The organism is Capnocytophaga catalasegens, assembly GCF_026005215.1.
In the GTDB taxonomy this organism is placed as follows: Bacteria; Bacteroidota; Bacteroidia; order Flavobacteriales; family Flavobacteriaceae; genus Capnocytophaga; species Capnocytophaga catalasegens.
On the sequence record NZ_BPMA01000065.1, the window covers coordinates 1 to 18215 of the forward strand.

The following is an 18215-nucleotide window of genomic DNA, read 5'->3' on the forward strand; positions in this document are numbered from 1 at the left end:
TTTTTAATGGTGTGTATTCTTTCTTACTTTCTATTTCGAATAGGAGTAAGTTTTTCTATAACAGAGCGTTATTCGGTTGTTGAGTCTTTTTTATTTTTGATAAAATCAATAACATTATAAATTAGTTTTACTTTAAATTTTTTCGAATTGCAATAATATATTAGTATTATTATTTCCATCTACTGTTATTATAACATTTGATTTTGCTGGAATTTTTAACAAATTATCGATTCTAAGAAGAAAAATTTTTTAAAATTTGAGCGTATCCGATGGAAGTATCTGTTAATAAATAAACTCCTTTTTGATTTTGTAAAGCCGTTTTCCAAGTTAAATCTTCCTACGATAAATCTATTTTATCATAGCCAGAGAAAAAGTCATTGTCTTCGGCAGGTTTAAAAATGGTAATCGCTTCATTTGATTTATTTTTAACCATTACTTTTAGGATAACAACTCCATATCTATCAACTTTTGTTTTATCTTTCAATATCATAAAACTAACATTCTGACCAAAAGTTATTGCTGTAAATAAAAGAAAAGCCACTTGTAAAATTATATATTTCATCTTTATATAAATTAAATTTTTTATTATTAAAAAAATCCTCTCTATTATAGAAAGGATTTTTTGAGTTTTATTACTATCCTCCGAAGTCATCGAAGCGAATATTTTCATCTGGCAGACCGAAGTCTTGACCCATTTTCTGAACTGCTTTATTCATCATCGGTGGCCCACAGAAGTAAAGTTCGATATCCTCAGGAGCGTCGTGTTTTTTCAGGTATTGCTCAATCACTGCGTTGTGAACGAATCCTGTGAATCCGTCGCCCTCAGTATCGTGAATATCTTTCTTCTCTTTCCAATTGTCCTCAGGAAGCGGCTCTGAAAGTACCACGAAGAACTTAAAGTTCGGGAACTCACGCTCCAATTCACGGAAATGCTCCAAGTAGAACAACTCACGTTTTGAACGCCCTCCGTACCAGTACGTTACCTTGCGGTTGGTACGTAAGGTTTTGAACAAATGATACAAATGCGAACGCATCGGAGCCATACCTGCTCCCCCACCTACATACAGCATTTCTGCATTGGACTCGTTGATGAAGAATTCTCCGTAAGGCCCTGAAATCACTACTTTGTCTCCTTTCTTACGAGAGAAAATATATGACGAAGCAACCCCTGGATTTACGTTCATCCAGCCGTTTTTAGCTCTGTCCCAAGGCGGAGTCGCAATACGCACGTTCAGCATAATCTCGCGTCCTTCGGCTGGATATGAAGCCATTGAGTAAGCACGTTCTACCGTTTCTCCGTTTTTCATTACCAAAGGCCAAAGGTTAAATTTATCCCATTCCATTTTGAATTTGTCAGGCTCTCCTGGGTGTTCCGCTGGGTGTGCGGTGATGTCAATATCGGAATATTTAATCTCGCACGGCGGAATTTCAATCTGGATGTATCCCCCTGGTTTGTAATCCATATCTTCGGGGATTTCCACTACAAATTCTTTAATGAACGACGCCACATTATAGTTACGTACCACTACGGCTTCCCACTTTTTGATACCGAAAACCTCTTCTGGAATTGAGATTTCCATATCTTGTTTTACTTTCACCTGACAAGCCAAACGAGCTCCCTCTTTCAGCTCTTTTTTGGTGAAGTGTGGCGTTTCGGTAGGCAATGCCTCTCCACCTCCCGAAAGTACGTGGCACTCGCACTGAATACACGAACCCCCACCACCACAAGCCGATGGCAAAAATATCTTCTGATTCCCTAAGGTAGAAAGCAATGACGCCCCAGAAGGAACTTCAATTACTTTTTCTTTGTTAATCGTAATCTTAACTGGCCCTGACGGAGCTAATTTCTGCTTTACAACCAACAAAAGAGCTACTAACAATATGGTAATCACAAGCAAAGCAATCACCGTTACTGTTACTGTTCCAAATATACTACTTGATAATATCATTACTTAATTTCTTTTGTGTTATTGGCTAATTTTTCTGTTTTTTCAACTTTGTGTTCTATAACGGCATTGGCTTTGTCCTCTTCTGCTTTTTTAGAACCTCCTGTTAGCATACCACCGAAACTCATAAATCCGATAGCCATAAGCCCCGTGATGATAAAGGTAATTCCCAATCCACGAAGCGGTGCTGGTACGTTTGAGTAACGGATTTTCTCACGAATGGCAGCAATAGCAACGATGGCTAAGAACCAACCTATTCCTGATGCCAAACCATACGTAGCCGCTAAACCAATAGTAGGAATTTCACGTGATTGCATAAAAAGAGACCCTCCCAAAATAGCACAGTTTACAGCTATCAGAGGTAAGAAAATACCCAAAGAGTTATATAACGCAGGAGCGAATTTCTCTACAATAATTTCAACCAACTGAACCATCGTAGCTACTGTGGCAATGAACAAAATATAAGTCAAGAAGCTCAAATCATAGCTTTTGTACTCCTCGCCTAACCAGCCCAACGCTCCTTCTTTAAGTAGATACTCGTTAAGCACCCAGTTCATCGGTACAGTTACTGCCAATACGAAGATAACCGCTGCTCCCAGACCCACTGCTGTCGATACTTTTTTAGATACCGCAAGGTAAGAACACATACCCAAAAAGGTAGCGAATACCATATTATCTACGAAGATCGACTTAAATATTAATTCAATATATTCCATTTCTAATCTTTATAAAGGTTAATGATTATTCTTCGATAAGCGACTTGTTACGTGAACGCTGTACCCAAATCACGATTCCGTAAGTGATAAGAGCCATCGGTGCTAATAGCATAAAACCGTTGTTCTCATAACCCAAAGCATACAATCCTGTTTTCTTGATAGGGTCGCCCAATACTTGGAAACCAAGAAGCGTTCCCGAACCTAAAAGCTCACGGAAAAATGCCACGATGATAAGTGCCAACGCATAGCCGCCTCCGTTACCAACTCCGTCTAAAAACGATTTCCAAGGGGTATTCCCCAAAGCAAACGCCTCGAAACGTCCCATAATGATACAGTTGGTGATGATAAGCCCTACAAATACCGATAGCTGCTTACTAAGTTCGTACGAAAAGGCTTTCAACACCTGATCTACCACGATTACCAACGCTGCCGCTACGATCAGCTGCACGATAATTCTGATTTTGGAAGGAATGATGTTACGGATTAACGAAATCACCACGTTCCCCACACTTAATACAAATATTACGGACAATCCCATAACAATAGCAGCATTGAGCTGTGCCGTAATCGCTAATGCAGAACAAATTCCCAATACCTGAACCGTAATCGGGTTGTTATCCCATAGTGGGTCAGTAACTAATTTAGCGTCTTTTTTTGATAGTCCCATATTATTATTCGTTTAAGTTTTTAATATAATTAACATACGCCCCTACACCTCGCTGAATCATTTCGTTCACGCCGTTTACGGTAAGGGTAGCTCCTGCGATGGCGTCAATCTTTCCGTCTTCTTTACGTTTGTTCTCAGGGTCGGCGTTAGACTTTGAACCTTCCACACTTTGGAAATGCCCAGAAGCGTCCAGCAGATGCTCCCCAATGAAGTCGTCCATATAGAAACGCTCCTTGATGTTTGACCCCAAACCAGCCGTTTCCCCTTTATGGTCGAAGAAAACGCCCTGTACGATTAAGTTTTTATCCACAGCTACATAGCCCCAGATAGCGTCCCAAAGTCCTTTGCCCGAAACAGGAATGATGTAGAACGTCTTGCCGTTGCGTTCACCCACAAATAGCGGTAAGCCCGTTTCGTCTTTGCTAAGCGGATTTTCAATCAAGTTTCTTTCAGTAGCCTGTCCGTTTTCGATAACAACTTGCTTTTTGATATACTTGTTAAACTCGGCTTTGACCTCGGTTGTAGGCACGAAAGTTACGTCGCCCTCACCCAAGTTGGTGTTTTTATTACGATTCACGCCCATAGCATAGAGAACGTTCTGTTGTTTTTCAAACTTACGGTTCTCACTAATTCTATCGCTCAATGCAGTGGCAATCCCCGCGAGTAATGCCCCTACGATTACTACCATAACAATGGTAAAAATCACTGTATATGAATTACTTTCAGTTCTGTTTGACATATCTATACGGTTTTAGCTTTTAAACGTTTTTTTCTTCTGGCTACATTTGCCTGAACCACGTAATGGTCGATGGTCGGAGCAAATACGTTCATCAATAAGATAGCCAACATCACACCCTCGGGATACGCAGGATTGAAACAACGAATCATTATCGAAATGAAACCTGCCAAAAATCCGTAGATGTATTTCCCTGTATTGGTTTGCGAAGCCGTTACGGGGTCTGTCGCCATAAATACCGTACCGAAGGCAAAACCACCGATGAGCAGATGTTGCCACGCTGGCAAGCTCCACAAGGCAAAGAACTGCGTTCCTTCCATTGAAGGTGCTAAGGCATTGAAAATACTTCCCATTACCAAACCACCAAGCACCATACTTAGCATAATTCGCCAGCTTCCGATTTTAGTGAAAATAAGGAACAAACCTGCCAAGAAAATCAATAATGTTGATGTTTCGCCCACAGAACCTGGGATAAATCCGAAGAACAAATCTGTCCAAGGGTAGGTCTCGGTTTGTCCTTGTGCCAAATGCCCTAATACAGTTTCGCCCGAAATGGCGTCTAACTGAGCTCCCGAAGCGATTTCTCTGGCACGAGCCACAGCACCTTCTACCCAAATCTTATCGCCACTCATTGACGTCGGGTAGGCAAAGAATAAGAATGCACGGATAGTTAGTGCAGGGTTCAGGATATTCATTCCCGTTCCTCCGAAAACCTCTTTACCGATTATCACCCCGAAAACTACCGCAATGGCAAGCATCCACAGCGGAATATCTACCGGTACGATAAGCGGTACGAGCATTCCCGTTACCAAGTACCCTTCTTCTACTTCGTGTCCTTTGATAGTAGCGAAGATAAACTCAATTCCCAATCCTACAACATAAGAAACCACCACCAGCGGAAGGATTTTTATCGCTCCGAGTGAGAAGTTTGCCCACGTCCAAAATTCAGGATTAAAGAAGCCCAAACCTGGTGTACCTGCTATTTCGCCAGTGGCTACGTAGTGCTGATATCCCGTGTTGAATATCCCGAAGATAAGGCACGGAATTAGTGCCATAATTACGGTATTCATCGTACGTTTGAGGTCATCAGCTGCCTTAATGTGCGTTCCCCCGTGGGTAACCTCATTAGGCGTATAAAGGAACGTATGGAGGGCGTTAAAGGTTGTCTCCATCTTAGTACCTTTATACTTTTCTTTTAACAAATGTAACTTACTTTTTAAACTCATTTTTAATAAATTTTAGTCATTAGTGGGTAGGAAGCAGCGTATAGCGTATAGCTCTTAGGATTTAACACAATAGTATTATCTCCGTGGCTATTTACTTTCCACTGTTTGCTAACTCCTATTCGCTAACTTGCAGACTTATCGGTCGGTGCCGATTTCTCTGCGGATTTTTTTCCGTCTCGCTGTGCAATGGTATCTTTCCATTTGCCGAGCGAAGCGTTTAGTTTTGCCATAAAAACTTTCAATGCCTCGCTGGGTTGTAATACCTCCAATGCGGTAGCCGTTTGCTGGATTTGCTTAAAGGAAGCATCTAAATTCTTACGGATACTCTTCATATCATAGGCAGGTTGCTCAGCATACTCATCACGCCGTGTGGTGTACTCGGTGTGAAACGTATTGTTGGCAGTTTCAAGCCAATTGAGCCATTGCTCCAAGCCGATTTTTTGCACCGAAGCAAGGTATTTTTCCGAACGCAACTCGGCGATGAAATTCTGAATATCGGTGGTTTCCTTCTGATAGTTACCTCTGGTAAAATTCCCATATGTATCTATCACTATTTGCAACTTTTCAGCGGCTTTTTGCGAATCTTGGTCAAAAGAAAACACTTCCGATTGTACCCGAAGCACCAAACCTCTGTACAAATCATCGCGTTTGCCATCTAAAATCAGCAACTCTTGTGTGCGTTCGCTCTTTTTGATGAGCTTTTGAGCCTCTTTCGATTGTGTAATTTGCAATTCAAAAGCCTCTTTTAGCTTGTTCAACGGCTCTAAATTCGCTTCGGAAAGCAAATTAAGCATATCGGACATTAGTGCCAGATGTTCGGAATTCTGCAACCTTGATAAATCAATCTTTTTCATCGTATAAAATTTTTATTTATTGACAAAACCAATGTAGTAATCTCTAAAAAATTCTCCCGAAAAGCCCTTTTTGGTCAGAAAATCACCTTCGGACTGCCCCGAAAGCCATTTACAACGATGAAAATACACTTCGGAAGTTCCCGAAAGGCATTTGCAAGGCTGAAAACACGTTTCGGAACAAATTTCGATTCGTTTTTTCTCTTTTTTAGGGATTTTTCACCATTTATATTCTATTTTACCCTTGCTTCGACTTCGCTCAGCGTAACAAATTCGCTGTTTGCTTCACCAAAACTAACCATCGGCATTGGATAATCTCACATAACAAATGGCCTTACTACCTTTTATAATCTAAATATGTGTATGAACTTTTATATTTCTGTCGGAAAAGCCATTCATCTGATTTCCGTCAGCACATAAGAGCCATTATTTTCCACAGAAAAATATATCAACGCCCTCTATCCCAACTCTTGAATCATCAAATCCAATCCTTGACGGATAATTTTCTGATGTGGCTGTTTGGAAATACAAACGAACTCGGTCAAAGCGAAGTCCTCAGGAGCAATCTCGTAAGCCCCCAAGTTTTCAAGCTCGTCCAAGTCTTTGTACAAACACGCCTTCAAAAGCTGCATCGGATAAATATCCAACGGGAATACCTCTTCGTAGATGCCTGTCATCACAAAAGCACGATGCTCTCCATTGGTATTGGTGTTCAGGTCGTATTTTTTCTTCGGATTGAGCCACGAGAACGTCAATGCCCGTGTCGGAGAAATTTTGTCGAAGATAGGTTTGTTCCAGCCGAATAGTTCGTAATCGTTTCCTTCGGGAATTGCGGTAATTTGGTCATCGTAATACCCTAAGAAATCGGCTTCGGATACTTTCTTGCCCGTAAGTACATCACCACTGATGATGCGTGTATTGCTCACTTTGATATTTCCACTAACAATACTGCTGATTTGAGCCCCTGCGACTACCGAAACGTAGTGTGGTTTGTCGATGCGAGAGCCCGTCAGTGCCAATGTGCGGGTAATATTCAGGTGTCCCGATAGGAAAAGCTCCCCGATAACGAGCAAGTCTTGCGGAGTAACCACCCATACCACTTCGCCCTTGTTGATAGGACTGATGTGAGCGATTTGCGTACTTACGTTACCAGCAGGGTGCGGACCTGAGACGTTATGAAGTGTGATGTCTTTCAGGTTACGCATTGGCGACAAAGAGCTGTCTTTGAACACCGAAACGTGTACTTTTCCTGTTGTCAGTTTAGCCAATGCCGAAACGGCAGCTTGTAACTGAGGTTCTTTACCTTTGAGGGTATAGTCATAGTCAGGAGCAAGAGGATTGGTTTTACACGCTGAAACAAAGATAGCCTTGGGCTTGTCATCAGGGTTGGCAATTACGTCATAAGGACGCTGTTTGATAAACGGCCAACACCCGGCAACCAGTAAGTGTTCTTTGATTTGTTCAGCGGATAAATCCTGCACGTTTTTCTTTCCGAAGTCTTTGAACTCTTGTCCGTTAGCCTCGATACGGATTTCCAAAATCCGTCTTCTCTCGCCTCGTACAATCTCTGCTACCTTCCCACTAACGGGAGATGGGAACAAAATACGCTCATCACTTTTGGAATGAAAAAGCGCCTCGCCTGCTTTCACTTCACTACCCTCTCTTACCATAAGTTTAGGGATGATTCTATGAAAATCATCGGGTTTTATGGCATACGTTTTGGCCAGTGGGAGCTGTTTTGTAGTCTTGTCAGCCTCTCCTTCTAAACGTATGTCCAACCCTTTTCGAATGCGGATGTCGTTTGACATATCTGTAAAATTGTTAGTTAGTTTTATTAAAATTCGGCACAAATATACTATGAAAATCTTTACTAAAGAAAAGATTTGTCATGAAATTTTTGGCGCAAAATTACACTTTTTTGTTGATTTACCTTAGTTATTTAAGAGAAAAATGTCTGATAAAAAAGCGAATATCAAAATTTAGAACAATTATAAATTATTTAATCAGCCAAGAATTGTATATCCTTACAAAGCACCATATGAATAAATTATTCAAAAGATAGTTTTAGGTATATCACAGGTCGGGATTGTCTAAAAGACGCTTGGCTTCTTCAAGTTGTGCATACCATTCTTTGCCAAACCTGCGAACAAGTGCCTCTTTGACAAATTTGTAAATAGGAATTTGTAACTTTTTCCCTAATACACAGGCATCATTACAAATATTCCATCGGTCGTAATTAACCGCCGTAAAAGAAGAATAAGTATGCAACCGAATAGGATACAAATGGCAAGAAATAGGTTTTTTCCAATCAATTTTCCCATCATTATAAGCTTGTTCGATGGCACATAAGGCAGTTTGATTTTCGTTACGGATTACATAAGCACATTCACCTCCATCAATAAGTGGCGTTTCCCACTCTCCGTCTTCACCTTTTATATAAACTCCTTGTTTTTCGATAGATTCAGCTCCTTTTTCTGTCAAATAAGGTTTTACAACGGGGTAAATAGTTTCCAAAATAGGAAGTTCTTCTTGGTCAATGGGAGCACCTGCATCACCTTCTATACAACAAGCTCCTTTACAAGCAGTTAGATTACAGACAAAGTCGTAATCTAAGATGTCTTCCGAAATAATTGTTTCATCAATTTGTATCATAGGGCAAAGGTACAATTTTATATTTGATGACAAAATCTTTGGTGAAAGTTTCTCAAAAAATATAGTTTTGCCAATATTTTTCAGAAAAAAAATCAAAGAATAACAACCGAACTAAAAGTTTTTGTAATTTTGCTTTTTCAAAAAAATATCATTTTGTCATATTGCACGAACACAATATCGCGTCGTATGTGGCTACGAGGTGTGTAAAATAAAAGAATATCGCTGAACTAATCGAAATTATAATAATACGATGAAATCATTTGCAGAAGCTCTTTGGAGCAACAACAGAAGTGAGAAGATACCCGAAGCATACGATTACTTCGGAGGTTTAACAGGAGAATGGGATATTGAATGGAACGATCATCTGGAAGATGACGTACCCAGACGTATAAAAGGCGAATGGATATTTTCGTGGATATTGGAGGGGACAGCCGTTCAGGATTTGTTTATCGTACCCTCACGTGCGGAGCGGTTGAAAAATCCGCAGACTGATGCCGAATACGGTACCACGTTGCGTATATACAATCCCAAGACAACGATGTGGGATATTTTCTACGGATGTACGGGTAGTGCCTTTCGTCTGACGGCAGTAAAATCGGACGAAGAAGTCGTACTGACTGAAAACAGCGAAGGGAAGATGCGCTACATCTTTTCAGATATAACCGCCGATACCTTCAGATGGCGAAAGGAATATGCAGACTCCGAAGGTCATTGGACGGTTGTAGCAATAGTAACAGCCGTAAGAAAGAAATGTTAATCAGGTGTTGGATGTTAGGTTGTTGGGACGAAAAATTTTTCGCCCGATAATATGGAATGGTTCGCCATAATAAAATACAATAAAAATATGATAATAATGGAAAATCGTTTTCCCTACATGGGAAATTGTTTCCTCGATACTCAACACCTAAATAACAACTAATAAAAATATATCATACAATGCTTAATTATTTTCAGAACTGTTTTGCCCTTTCGAAAAAAGGGGCGCACTCGCTGGCAGAAAGAATTGTTTTTTCTGCCCTGTTGAATATTGCCATGATGTTTCCGGCAGTATTTGTGTTTATGTTTCTGACGGAATATCTCCGTCCTGTGTTCGACCCTCATAGTACCGTTACCAACGGTTTCTGGTACTATGCAGCGGTAGCTGTCGCCTTTCTGACGGTCGTTTTCGTCATTGCCCTTTGGCAATATACCCATACCTTTTTCAAAAAATAATACGATACAATAATATAATGGAGATACAAACAATAAAACAACGCTTTGGAATTATTGGGAATGACCCTAAGCTTAATATTGCTATCGAAAAAGCAATTATCGTAGCACCTACAGATATTTCAGTATTGGTTACAGGAGAAAGCGGAGTGGGTAAGGAAGCAATACCGCGAATTATTCATTCTTTATCAAATAGAAAACACGGAAAATACATAGCAGTCAATTGTGGAGCTATTCCAGAAGGGACAATTGATTCAGAGCTTTTTGGACACGAAAAGGGAGCTTTCACAGGGGCAACAGCTACACGAAGCGGTTATTTTGAAGAAGCCAACGGGGGAACAATCTTCTTGGACGAAGTAGGAGAGTTACCACTAACTACGCAGGTTCGCTTGCTTCGAGTTTTGGAAAATGGTGAGTTTATCAAAGTAGGTTCTTCTGTGGTACAGAAAACTAATGTACGAATTGTAGCAGCAACCAATGTTAATATGTTTGAAGCCATAAAAAAAGGACGTTTCAGAGAAGATTTGTATTATCGATTAAGTACGGTAGAGATTCATTTGCCTCCACTGAGGGAACGAAAAGATGATATTCATTTGTTATTTCGTAAATTTGCCTCTGATTTTGCTCAAAAATATCGAATGCCTGCTATTCATCTTACCGAAAGTGGCATTCATTTGCTAATAAATTATCGGTGGAAAGGTAACATTCGCCAACTAAGAAATGTTGCTGAACAAATTTCTGTTTTGGAACAAAACCGAGAAATTTCAGCTGAAACACTTAAAGAATATTTACCCGAAATAAATGCTAGTCTTCCTATTTCGTTACAACAGAGTAAGTCGGAAAGTGATTTTGCTTCCGAAAGGGAAATTTTGTACAAGGTTCTTTTCGATATGAAAAACGATATAAATGATTTGAAAAGCCTTACTTTGAGTTTGTTACAAGAAGGAATAGCTTCTGACACACGAAAAGAAACCCAAACACTCATTCATAAAATATATGGTAAGGAAGATTTTGCTTTCTCACCCCAAGAATCAACTTCAACAAACGAAATGACCATTATTCCTTCTGAAAAAATAACTACAATTCGACCTGCTAAAGCCAATTATGATTATGCCGAAGAAGCCATTGAAGAGCCTATTTCTTTGCAAGATAAAGAATTAGAACTTATTAAAAAAGCACTTGATAGACATAAAGGTAGACGAAAAGAAGCAGCTAATGAACTTGGCATTTCTGAAAGAACACTTTATCGTAAAATCAAACAATATGATTTGGAATAGAAAATAAATAAAAATATAGTATATGTTTAGTAAATAAATCAAATATCAATGATAAAAGAGACATTTGTAAATCCAGAATTTTTTTGGTTATTTCTAATCGTACCATTTATTACGATTTGGTTATGGGTTAGAAAGCATAGAGAAAATCCGTCTGTATTATTTTCATCAACCAAAGGGTTTCAAGGCACAAGTTCTTGGAGAATAAAACTAAAACCAATACTTTTGGTACTTAGAATTTTGGCTATTTCAGCATTGATTATAGCTTTGGCACGCCCACAATCATCATCAGAAACTACTAAAATTAAATCAACCGAAGGAATTGATATTGTTCTTTCTATTGATGTTTCATCAAGTATGTTAGCCAAAGATTTGAAACCTAATCGATTAGAAGCATTAAAGAATGTAGCTGCTCAGTTTATCAAAGACCGTAGTTCTGATCGTATTGGATTGGTTGTTTATTCGGGAGAAAGCTATACAAAAGTTCCTGCAACAAGCGATCAAAATATTATTTTGCAATCACTTAAAGAAGTTACTTATGGACAAGTAGAAGACGGAACTGCTATCGGAATGGGATTAGCAACGGCAGTAAATCGACTTAAAGAAAGTAAATCGAAAAGCAAAGTAGTTATCTTAATGACTGATGGTGTTAATAATTCGGGGTTTATCGAACCGCAAACTGCAGCCGAGCTTGCCAAAGAGTATGGTGTACGTGTTTATACAATTGGGCTGGGAACCAACGGAATGGCACTAACTCCGGTGGCTTACAATCCTGATGGTTCTTTTCAGTATGCAATGGCAAAAGTTGAGATTGATGAAAAATTGCTGAAAGAAATTTCTAAGATTACAGGAGGAAAATATTTTCGTGCAACAGATAATAAGAAATTGGAACAAATTTATCAAGAAATAGATAAACTCGAAAAGACTAAAATAGAAGAACTTAAATATTATCAATATGATGAAAAATTTCGTTTTTGGGTTATTCTTGCAATGGTTTTTCTTTTGTTAGAATTTGGCTTGCGCCATACTATTTTTAGAAGTTTTGTATAAGCATACAATTAATTTACAGAAATTTTTTAGCATTGAAAATAAACAAAATGACGTGTAAAAAAAGATTGTTTGAAGATTTTTTTTAAATTTAATTTGTTTGTTTGTAAATTCTTCATATCTTTGCACCCTCAAAAAGAGAAGGTCGATAAAACAAAAACAAATGATACATCGCAAACTTAAAGAATACGATATTTCGTTCGTAGGATTAAAACAAGGCAAGCATTTGTTTGAATATGAAATTGACAAATCGTTCTTTGAATTGTTTGATTATCAAGAATTTAATGATATTCACCAGAAAGTAACTATTACGTTGAACAAAATGAGTAATTTGCTCGAACTTTCTTTTAAAAATCGAGGTGAAGTCAATGTAAATTGTGATATTACCAATGAACCTTTTGACCTTCCTGTCGAAGGAAAACTTCATTTGGTTGTCAAGTTTGGCGAAGAATACAACGACCAAGACGAAGAATTGCTTGTTATTCCGAATGGAGAGCATACCATAAATGTAGCACAGTACATTTATGAGATGATTGTTCTTTCTATACCTGCTAAGCGAGTACATCCTGGTGTTGAAGAGGGGATATTTCATCCTGAAATTCTTGAACAATTAGACAAATTAGCACCTAAAGAACACGAAGAAATAATGGAAGATGGTCAAATAGACCCTCGTTGGAATGAATTAAAAAAATTGTTGAATAATAAAAAGAAATAAAAAATGGCACATCCTAAGAGAAGACAATCCTCAACACGAAGAGATAAGAGAAGAACACACGATAAAGCAGTTGTTCCTCAACTTGCAAAAGACCCTACTACAGGAGAAGTACATTTGTATCATAGAGCTCATTGGTTTGAAGGTAAGTTATATTACCGAGGACAAGTGTTGATTGATACAACAGAGGCTACGGCATAAGAAATTATAGCGATTGAACTCTCTCACAAAAAAGTGAGAGTTTTTTTTTGAAAAAAATTTCTCTATGTCCTGAAAAAGTAGTAATTTGCACCATTATTTTTAGCATTTAGTTAAAAAGTGTAAAATATAGCATTTAAAAATATGACTAAACTTACAGCCGCTATAACAGCTATTGGAGGTTATGTTCCTGATTATGTGTTGACTAACTCTATTTTAGAAACGATGGTTGATACAAATGATGAATGGATAATGACACGTACAGGTATTAAAGAGCGAAGAATTCTAAAAGACCCCAACAAAGGAGCTTCTTTTTTGGGAATACAAGCTGTACAAGATTTAATTCGGAAAAAAGGAATAGACCCGCAAGAAATTGATTTGTTGATTTGTGCTACAACAACTCCTGATATGCCTGTGGCTCTTACAGGACCTTATATTGCTACACAAATTGGGGCAATCAATGCTTTTTCATTTGATTTACAAGGAGCTTGTTCTGGTTTTTTGTATGGAATGTCTGTCGCAGCAAAATACATAGAATCAGGACGCTATAAAAAAGTTCTGTTAGTTGGAACAGACAAAATGTCTTCTATTATAGACTATACGGATAGGGCTACTTGTATTATTTTTGGAGATGGAGCAGGTGCTGTACTTTTTGAACCTAATTATGAAGGATTGGGTGTGCAAGATGAATTATTGTTTAGTGACGGCGTAGGGCGTGAATATCTGAAAATAGAAGCAGGAGGTTCGTTACTTCCTCCTTCATTCGAAACCATCAAAAATAAGCAACATTATGTTTTCCAAGATGGAAAAACTGTCTTCAAATATGCTGTGTTTAGTATGGCAGAAGCATCTTTTAAAATAATGGAACGCAATGGCCTTACGGGAGATGATGTTGATTGGCTCGTGCCTCATCAGGCAAACAAGCGCATTATAGATGCCACAGCACATCGAATGCAACTTCCTGAAGAAAAAGTTATGATTAATATTCATAAATATGGAAATACAACCGCTGCAACCCTACCTTTAGCTCTTTTAGATTATCAAAATCAACTTAAAAAAGGACAAAACCTTATTTTTGCTACATTTGGAGGAGGCTTTACTTGGGGAGCTTTGTATTTAAAATGGGCATATTAGTCCAAAAAATAGAAAAAATATAATATAGAAAAGAGAAACAACAACTTAAAAATCGTTATTATATGGATTTAAGAGATATTCAAAATTTGATTCGTTTCGTTGCAAAATCAGGTGCAAGTGAAGTAAAGTTGGAAATGGAAGATGTTAAAATTACCATTAAAACATCTCCCGAAGGAGTAAAATCAGAAACGCTTTTTGTACAACAACCTATTGTTAGCCAAGGAATAGCACCTGTTGTAACTTCGCCAGTTGTACAACAAGTAACAACAACAGAACCGAATGTACAAGCTATACCTAAAGAAGATGATAGTAAATATATAACTATCAAATCACCTATCATTGGAACTTTCTATCGCCGTCCTGCCCCAAACAAACCTTTGTTTGTAGAAGTTGGAGATAGTATAAACAAAGGACAAGTTTTATGTGTGATTGAAGCAATGAAATTATTTAACGAAATCGAATCAGAAGTTTCAGGTAAAATTGTGAAAGTATTGGTTGATGATGCTTCTCCTGTGGAATATGATCAGCCTTTATTTTTGGTAGACCCATCATAGTGAAGATAGATACATTGTCTAATGATAAAAATAATAAAGCAATGTTTAAAAAAATATTGATAGCTAATAGAGGAGAGATTGCACTTCGTGTTATTCGTACTTGTCGTGAAATGGGAATAAAATCAGTAGCTGTATATTCTACAGCTGATGCTGATAGCTTACATGTACGTTTTGCAGATGAGGCTGTATGTATAGGACCTCCAGCGAGCAAAGATTCGTATTTGAAAATACCTAACATTATTGCAGCTGCTGAAATAACCAATGCAGATGCGATTCACCCTGGGTATGGATTTCTTTCAGAAAATGCAAAATTTTCAAAAATTTGTGCTGAACACGGAATAAAATTTATTGGAGCTTCTGCTGAAATGATTGAAAAAATGGGCGACAAAGCTACTGCCAAAGCAACGATGAAGGAAGCAGGAGTTCCTACTGTACCAGGTTCTGAAGGGCTTTTAAGTGGAGTTGAAGAAGCTAAAAAATTAGCTAAAAAAATAGGATATCCCGTAATGCTTAAGGCAACAGCTGGGGGAGGAGGAAAAGGAATGCGTGCCGTTTGGAAGGAAGAAGACCTTGAAAAAGCTTTTGAGAGTGCTACTCAAGAAGCTGCTGCTGCTTTTGGAAATGATGGTATGTATATGGAAAAACTCATTGAAGAACCACGACATATTGAAATACAAATTGTTGGGGATCAATATGGTAAGGCTTGCCATCTTTCAGAAAGAGATTGTTCGGTACAACGTCGTCATCAAAAATTGACAGAAGAAACCCCTTCACCTTTTATGACAGATGATTTGCGCCAACGTATGGGAGAAGCAGCTGTAAAAGCAGCTGAATTTATCAAATATGAAGGAGCTGGAACCGTAGAATTTTTGGTAGATAAACATCGCAATTTCTATTTTATGGAGATGAATACGCGTATTCAAGTTGAGCATCCTATAACAGAGCAAGTTATTGATTATGACTTAATTAGAGAACAAATACTGGTAGCAGCTGGAATACCTATTTCAGGGAAAAATTATTATCCAAAGCTACACTCTATTGAATGTAGAATAAATGCTGAAGACCCATATAATGATTTTCGACCTTCACCAGGGAAAATAACAACTTTCCACGCCCCAGGAGGACACGGAGTACGTTTAGATACACACGTTTATGATGGTTATACAATTCCGCCAAACTATGATTCAATGATAGCCAAACTCATCACCACAGCGCAAACACGCGAAGAGGCTATTGCCAAAATGAAACGTGCTTTGGACGAGTTTGTTATCGAAGGGGTAAAAACAACCATTCCTTTCCATAAACAACTTATGGACAATCCTGCATACGTAGAAGGTAATTATACAACCAAGTTTATGGAAACATTCCACATGGAGCCCCCCATAGAAGAAAATTCATAGCAGAAATATAGAAAAAGAGAGGTTTTACGACTTCTCTTTTTTTGTTGAAAAGATGATTTTATTTAATGTATTGAACGAAAAAAAATATCAAATTCTTAATCCTAAAATAGATATAAAACTTGGTATTGACAATTTATTTGATAATTACTATTCGACCTATGCCAATTGGAATAATTTTCCTCAAATGGGCAGAAATATTACGCTAAACATTCAGTATTCTTTTTGAAATCTACTCAGGGACGTAAATAATTTCTCCATTTTCAAGTTGGTAGGCAGTGCCTACGCGTTTTCCTCTTTTCTGAGATGTATTTTTGGTGTCTGAAGGAACATATTTATTGATTTTTCCCCCTTCTTTGGTAATAACTTCCATATTATCCTTACCCGGATTTTTTACAATAGTAAAATCTTCTTTGGTAAAAACTTTGGTCATATTCATATGCATAACCATTGCAACCATTAGAGCTACCGCAAAAACCATCGCAACATCAAACAGATTGACCACCACTCCTAACGGGTCGCTTTCTTCGTTATTTCTTAATAAAGAGGATATTCTTTTTGTTTGTTTCATTGTTGTACATTATTTTGGTTATAAACTTGTGAAATATAGTACAGATTGTTGGAGGCTTGCAAGTGCCAACGTTGTCTGAGTTGTTGTGCAACCAATCCTATCATACTGATAACCAATCCTACAACCGTCGTAGCAAAAACAATTTGCATATTGTACGCCATTCCTGAAATATCTCCAGAGGATAGCCCTACCAAAGCTGGACTCATAGCGATAAGTGTGCCGATAAGCCCCAAAATAGGGACTAATTTGGACAACATTTTTGAAGAAGAGATGTCTTTATCTGCTTCTATTTCATAATTCGTAATAAGGAATTCTGAATAAGCAACATTGGGCTGATTGTTTAACAAATCGCGTAAATATCGTATGTAAAGAGAGTTATCCTGCGAAGGAATTAGCTCTTTTAATTCTTGAATAGTATCAAAGGATAGATTTTTAATCGTATTGTTGAGTAATTTATCATTTCGTTGCTTGACAATGAACTGATTATAAGAACTTCCTGCCAACAAGAGCGATTTTAAAAACAAATACAACAGCAAAATAATATCGGGGATTAGCAAACTATTGGCTATCCAGAAAAGTGCTTGTGATATGGTTTCCATTTGATGCGAATAATTAGATTTTTTACTTTTTAAAATGATATTTTCTTGATAAAACTTTCCATTTTAGGCGATTGGCTGCAAATCCGATGCAGAAAAGCAATGCAAAAACACCTATAATATATAATATTGATTGAAAATCAATGGATTTTTCTTTCGGAACATAAACAATATTGCCGTTGGCAGTACTGATAAGTCCTAAAAATGTTAATATTATGCTTACTAATAATAAAACTTCCAAACGAACTTCTTCTTCAGGAAGTAATAACCTCATTCCGTAGCCTAAAATAGGCAAAATTACCAAAACTACTAACGCTATTCCCAACGCAATATACAAAAAATCAACTCCTGTAAAGAGAAACATCGATTGAGTAACAACATAAAACGATGCTGGAAAGACAAGTAACCCTGCATATATCTTCAAAAACAAAAACATTTTCCCTTTTAATGAGGAATAAGCATTTTTTAATGAAAGAAAACAGAAATTAATGTATAAAAAAGCCTCAATAGTTGTCAAAATAGCGATTTTGCTTAGTACTTTTCCGTCTTCTAACCATTGCGATAGCTCTATTTGAGACTGTTCAGTAGCTATCGGATACGTATACAGTATAAATATAGCAACAAATAATGCAAATAATACCTGAAACTTTATCTTCCAAAAGCTAATTTTCAATATTGTATTGATAAAAATACTAATAATAAGTATGTAAATCAAAATTTCCATTCTAA

General features: G+C 37.7%; 23 protein-coding genes. 11 read left to right on the forward strand and 12 right to left on the reverse strand.

Annotated features, from left to right (window positions below):
- Positions 1–337 precede the first annotated feature (337 nt).
- From OO775_RS12585 to OO775_RS12615, 7 genes are all read right to left on the reverse strand, one after another.
- Entirely contained in the window at positions 338–562 is a 225-nt protein-coding gene (locus OO775_RS12585) for a hypothetical protein (protein WP_264847558.1), read from the reverse strand.
- Positions 563–635: 73 nt separating this feature from the next.
- A complete protein-coding gene (gene nqrF / locus OO775_RS12590; RefSeq protein ID WP_264847559.1) occupies positions 636–1949 on the reverse strand; it encodes an NADH:ubiquinone reductase (Na(+)-transporting) subunit F in 1314 nt (437 codons plus the stop codon).
- Positions 1949–2662, reverse strand: coding sequence for an NADH:ubiquinone reductase (Na(+)-transporting) subunit E (gene nqrE / locus OO775_RS12595; RefSeq protein WP_264847560.1), 714 nt, complete (start codon positions 2660–2662; stop codon positions 1949–1951). The genes nqrF and nqrE overlap by 1 nt, the downstream gene beginning before the upstream one ends.
- A 25-nt stretch (positions 2663–2687) precedes the next feature.
- Positions 2688–3329, reverse strand: coding sequence for an NADH:ubiquinone reductase (Na(+)-transporting) subunit D (locus OO775_RS12600; protein ID WP_264847561.1), 642 nt, complete (start codon positions 3327–3329; stop codon positions 2688–2690).
- Between the two features lie 4 nt (positions 3330–3333).
- Positions 3334–4068, reverse strand: a complete 735-nt coding sequence (locus OO775_RS12605) for a Na(+)-translocating NADH-quinone reductase subunit C (protein WP_264847562.1) — start codon at positions 4066–4068, stop codon at positions 3334–3336.
- A gap of 2 nt (positions 4069–4070) precedes the next feature.
- Entirely contained in the window at positions 4071–5291 is a 1221-nt protein-coding gene (locus OO775_RS12610; protein WP_264847563.1) for an NADH:ubiquinone reductase (Na(+)-transporting) subunit B, read from the reverse strand.
- Between the two features lie 122 nt (positions 5292–5413).
- Positions 5414–6145, reverse strand: a complete 732-nt coding sequence (locus tag OO775_RS12615; protein WP_264847564.1) for a DUF6261 family protein — start codon at positions 6143–6145, stop codon at positions 5414–5416.
- A 117-nt stretch (positions 6146–6262) separates the two neighbouring features.
- Here OO775_RS12615 and OO775_RS12620 point away from each other — a divergent pair, with 117 nt between their 5' ends.
- Complete coding sequence (locus OO775_RS12620) at positions 6263–6457, forward strand: hypothetical protein (RefSeq protein ID WP_264847565.1); 195 nt, start codon at positions 6263–6265, stop codon at positions 6455–6457.
- 143 nt (positions 6458–6600) lie between these two features.
- Here the strand turns inward: OO775_RS12620 and OO775_RS12625 are convergent, their stop codons facing one another.
- Both OO775_RS12625 and OO775_RS12630 read right to left on the reverse strand, forming a co-directional pair.
- Positions 6601–7950, reverse strand: coding sequence for a Na(+)-translocating NADH-quinone reductase subunit A (locus OO775_RS12625; protein ID WP_264847567.1), 1350 nt, complete (start codon positions 7948–7950; stop codon positions 6601–6603).
- Positions 7951–8215: 265 nt separating this feature from the next.
- Positions 8216–8794 carry a DUF3109 family protein gene (locus tag OO775_RS12630; RefSeq protein ID WP_264847568.1) on the reverse strand — a complete coding sequence of 193 codons (579 nt, stop codon included), beginning with the start codon at positions 8792–8794 and terminating at the stop codon, positions 8216–8218.
- 250 nt (positions 8795–9044) lie between these two features.
- On the opposite strand from OO775_RS12630, the gene OO775_RS12635 reads away from it, so the two are divergent.
- From OO775_RS12635 to OO775_RS12680, 10 genes are all read left to right on the forward strand, one after another.
- Positions 9045–9551, forward strand: coding sequence for a hypothetical protein (locus OO775_RS12635; RefSeq protein WP_264847569.1), 507 nt, complete (start codon positions 9045–9047; stop codon positions 9549–9551).
- 179 nt (positions 9552–9730) lie between these two features.
- The gene (locus OO775_RS12640) at positions 9731–10006 is read left to right on the forward strand and encodes a hypothetical protein (RefSeq protein WP_264847570.1); all 276 of its coding nucleotides are present in this window, start codon (positions 9731–9733) and stop codon (positions 10004–10006) included.
- Between the two features lie 17 nt (positions 10007–10023).
- Complete coding sequence (locus OO775_RS12645) at positions 10024–11280, forward strand: sigma-54 interaction domain-containing protein (protein ID WP_373874584.1); 1257 nt, start codon at positions 10024–10026, stop codon at positions 11278–11280.
- A 48-nt stretch (positions 11281–11328) separates the two neighbouring features.
- Positions 11329–12327 carry a vWA domain-containing protein gene (locus OO775_RS12650; protein ID WP_264847572.1) on the forward strand — a complete coding sequence of 333 codons (999 nt, stop codon included), beginning with the start codon at positions 11329–11331 and terminating at the stop codon, positions 12325–12327.
- A 160-nt stretch (positions 12328–12487) separates the two neighbouring features.
- On the forward strand, positions 12488–13039 hold the full coding sequence (locus OO775_RS12655) for a YceD family protein (protein WP_264847573.1): 552 nt from the start codon (positions 12488–12490) through the stop codon (positions 13037–13039).
- A 3-nt stretch (positions 13040–13042) separates the two neighbouring features.
- A complete protein-coding gene (rpmF, locus tag OO775_RS12660) occupies positions 13043–13237 on the forward strand; it encodes a 50S ribosomal protein L32 (RefSeq protein WP_264847574.1) in 195 nt (64 codons plus the stop codon).
- Positions 13238–13378: 141 nt separating this feature from the next.
- Positions 13379–14368, forward strand: coding sequence for a beta-ketoacyl-ACP synthase III (locus tag OO775_RS12665; RefSeq protein ID WP_264847575.1), 990 nt, complete (start codon positions 13379–13381; stop codon positions 14366–14368).
- A 62-nt stretch (positions 14369–14430) separates the two neighbouring features.
- A complete protein-coding gene (gene accB / locus OO775_RS12670; RefSeq protein ID WP_264847576.1) occupies positions 14431–14922 on the forward strand; it encodes an acetyl-CoA carboxylase biotin carboxyl carrier protein in 492 nt (163 codons plus the stop codon).
- Positions 14923–14963: 41 nt separating this feature from the next.
- On the forward strand, positions 14964–16322 hold the full coding sequence (accC, locus tag OO775_RS12675) for an acetyl-CoA carboxylase biotin carboxylase subunit (protein WP_264847577.1): 1359 nt from the start codon (positions 14964–14966) through the stop codon (positions 16320–16322).
- A 52-nt stretch (positions 16323–16374) separates the two neighbouring features.
- Complete coding sequence (locus OO775_RS12680) at positions 16375–16548, forward strand: TonB-dependent receptor (protein WP_264847578.1); 174 nt, start codon at positions 16375–16377, stop codon at positions 16546–16548.
- Positions 16549–16551: 3 nt separating this feature from the next.
- Here the strand turns inward: OO775_RS12680 and OO775_RS12685 are convergent, their stop codons facing one another.
- From OO775_RS12685 to OO775_RS12695, 3 genes are read right to left on the reverse strand one after another with little or no spacing between them, the layout of a single operon-like run.
- Positions 16552–16890: a DUF2149 domain-containing protein gene (locus OO775_RS12685; protein WP_264847580.1), complete on the reverse strand. Its 339-nt coding sequence runs from the start codon at positions 16888–16890 to the stop codon at positions 16552–16554.
- Entirely contained in the window at positions 16887–17489 is a 603-nt protein-coding gene (locus OO775_RS12690; protein WP_264847581.1) for a MotA/TolQ/ExbB proton channel family protein, read from the reverse strand. Before OO775_RS12690 ends, OO775_RS12685 begins: the two co-directional genes overlap by 4 nt.
- A gap of 22 nt (positions 17490–17511) precedes the next feature.
- Complete coding sequence (locus tag OO775_RS12695; RefSeq protein WP_264847582.1) at positions 17512–18210, reverse strand: hypothetical protein; 699 nt, start codon at positions 18208–18210, stop codon at positions 17512–17514.
- Positions 18211–18215: the final 5 nt, after the last annotated feature.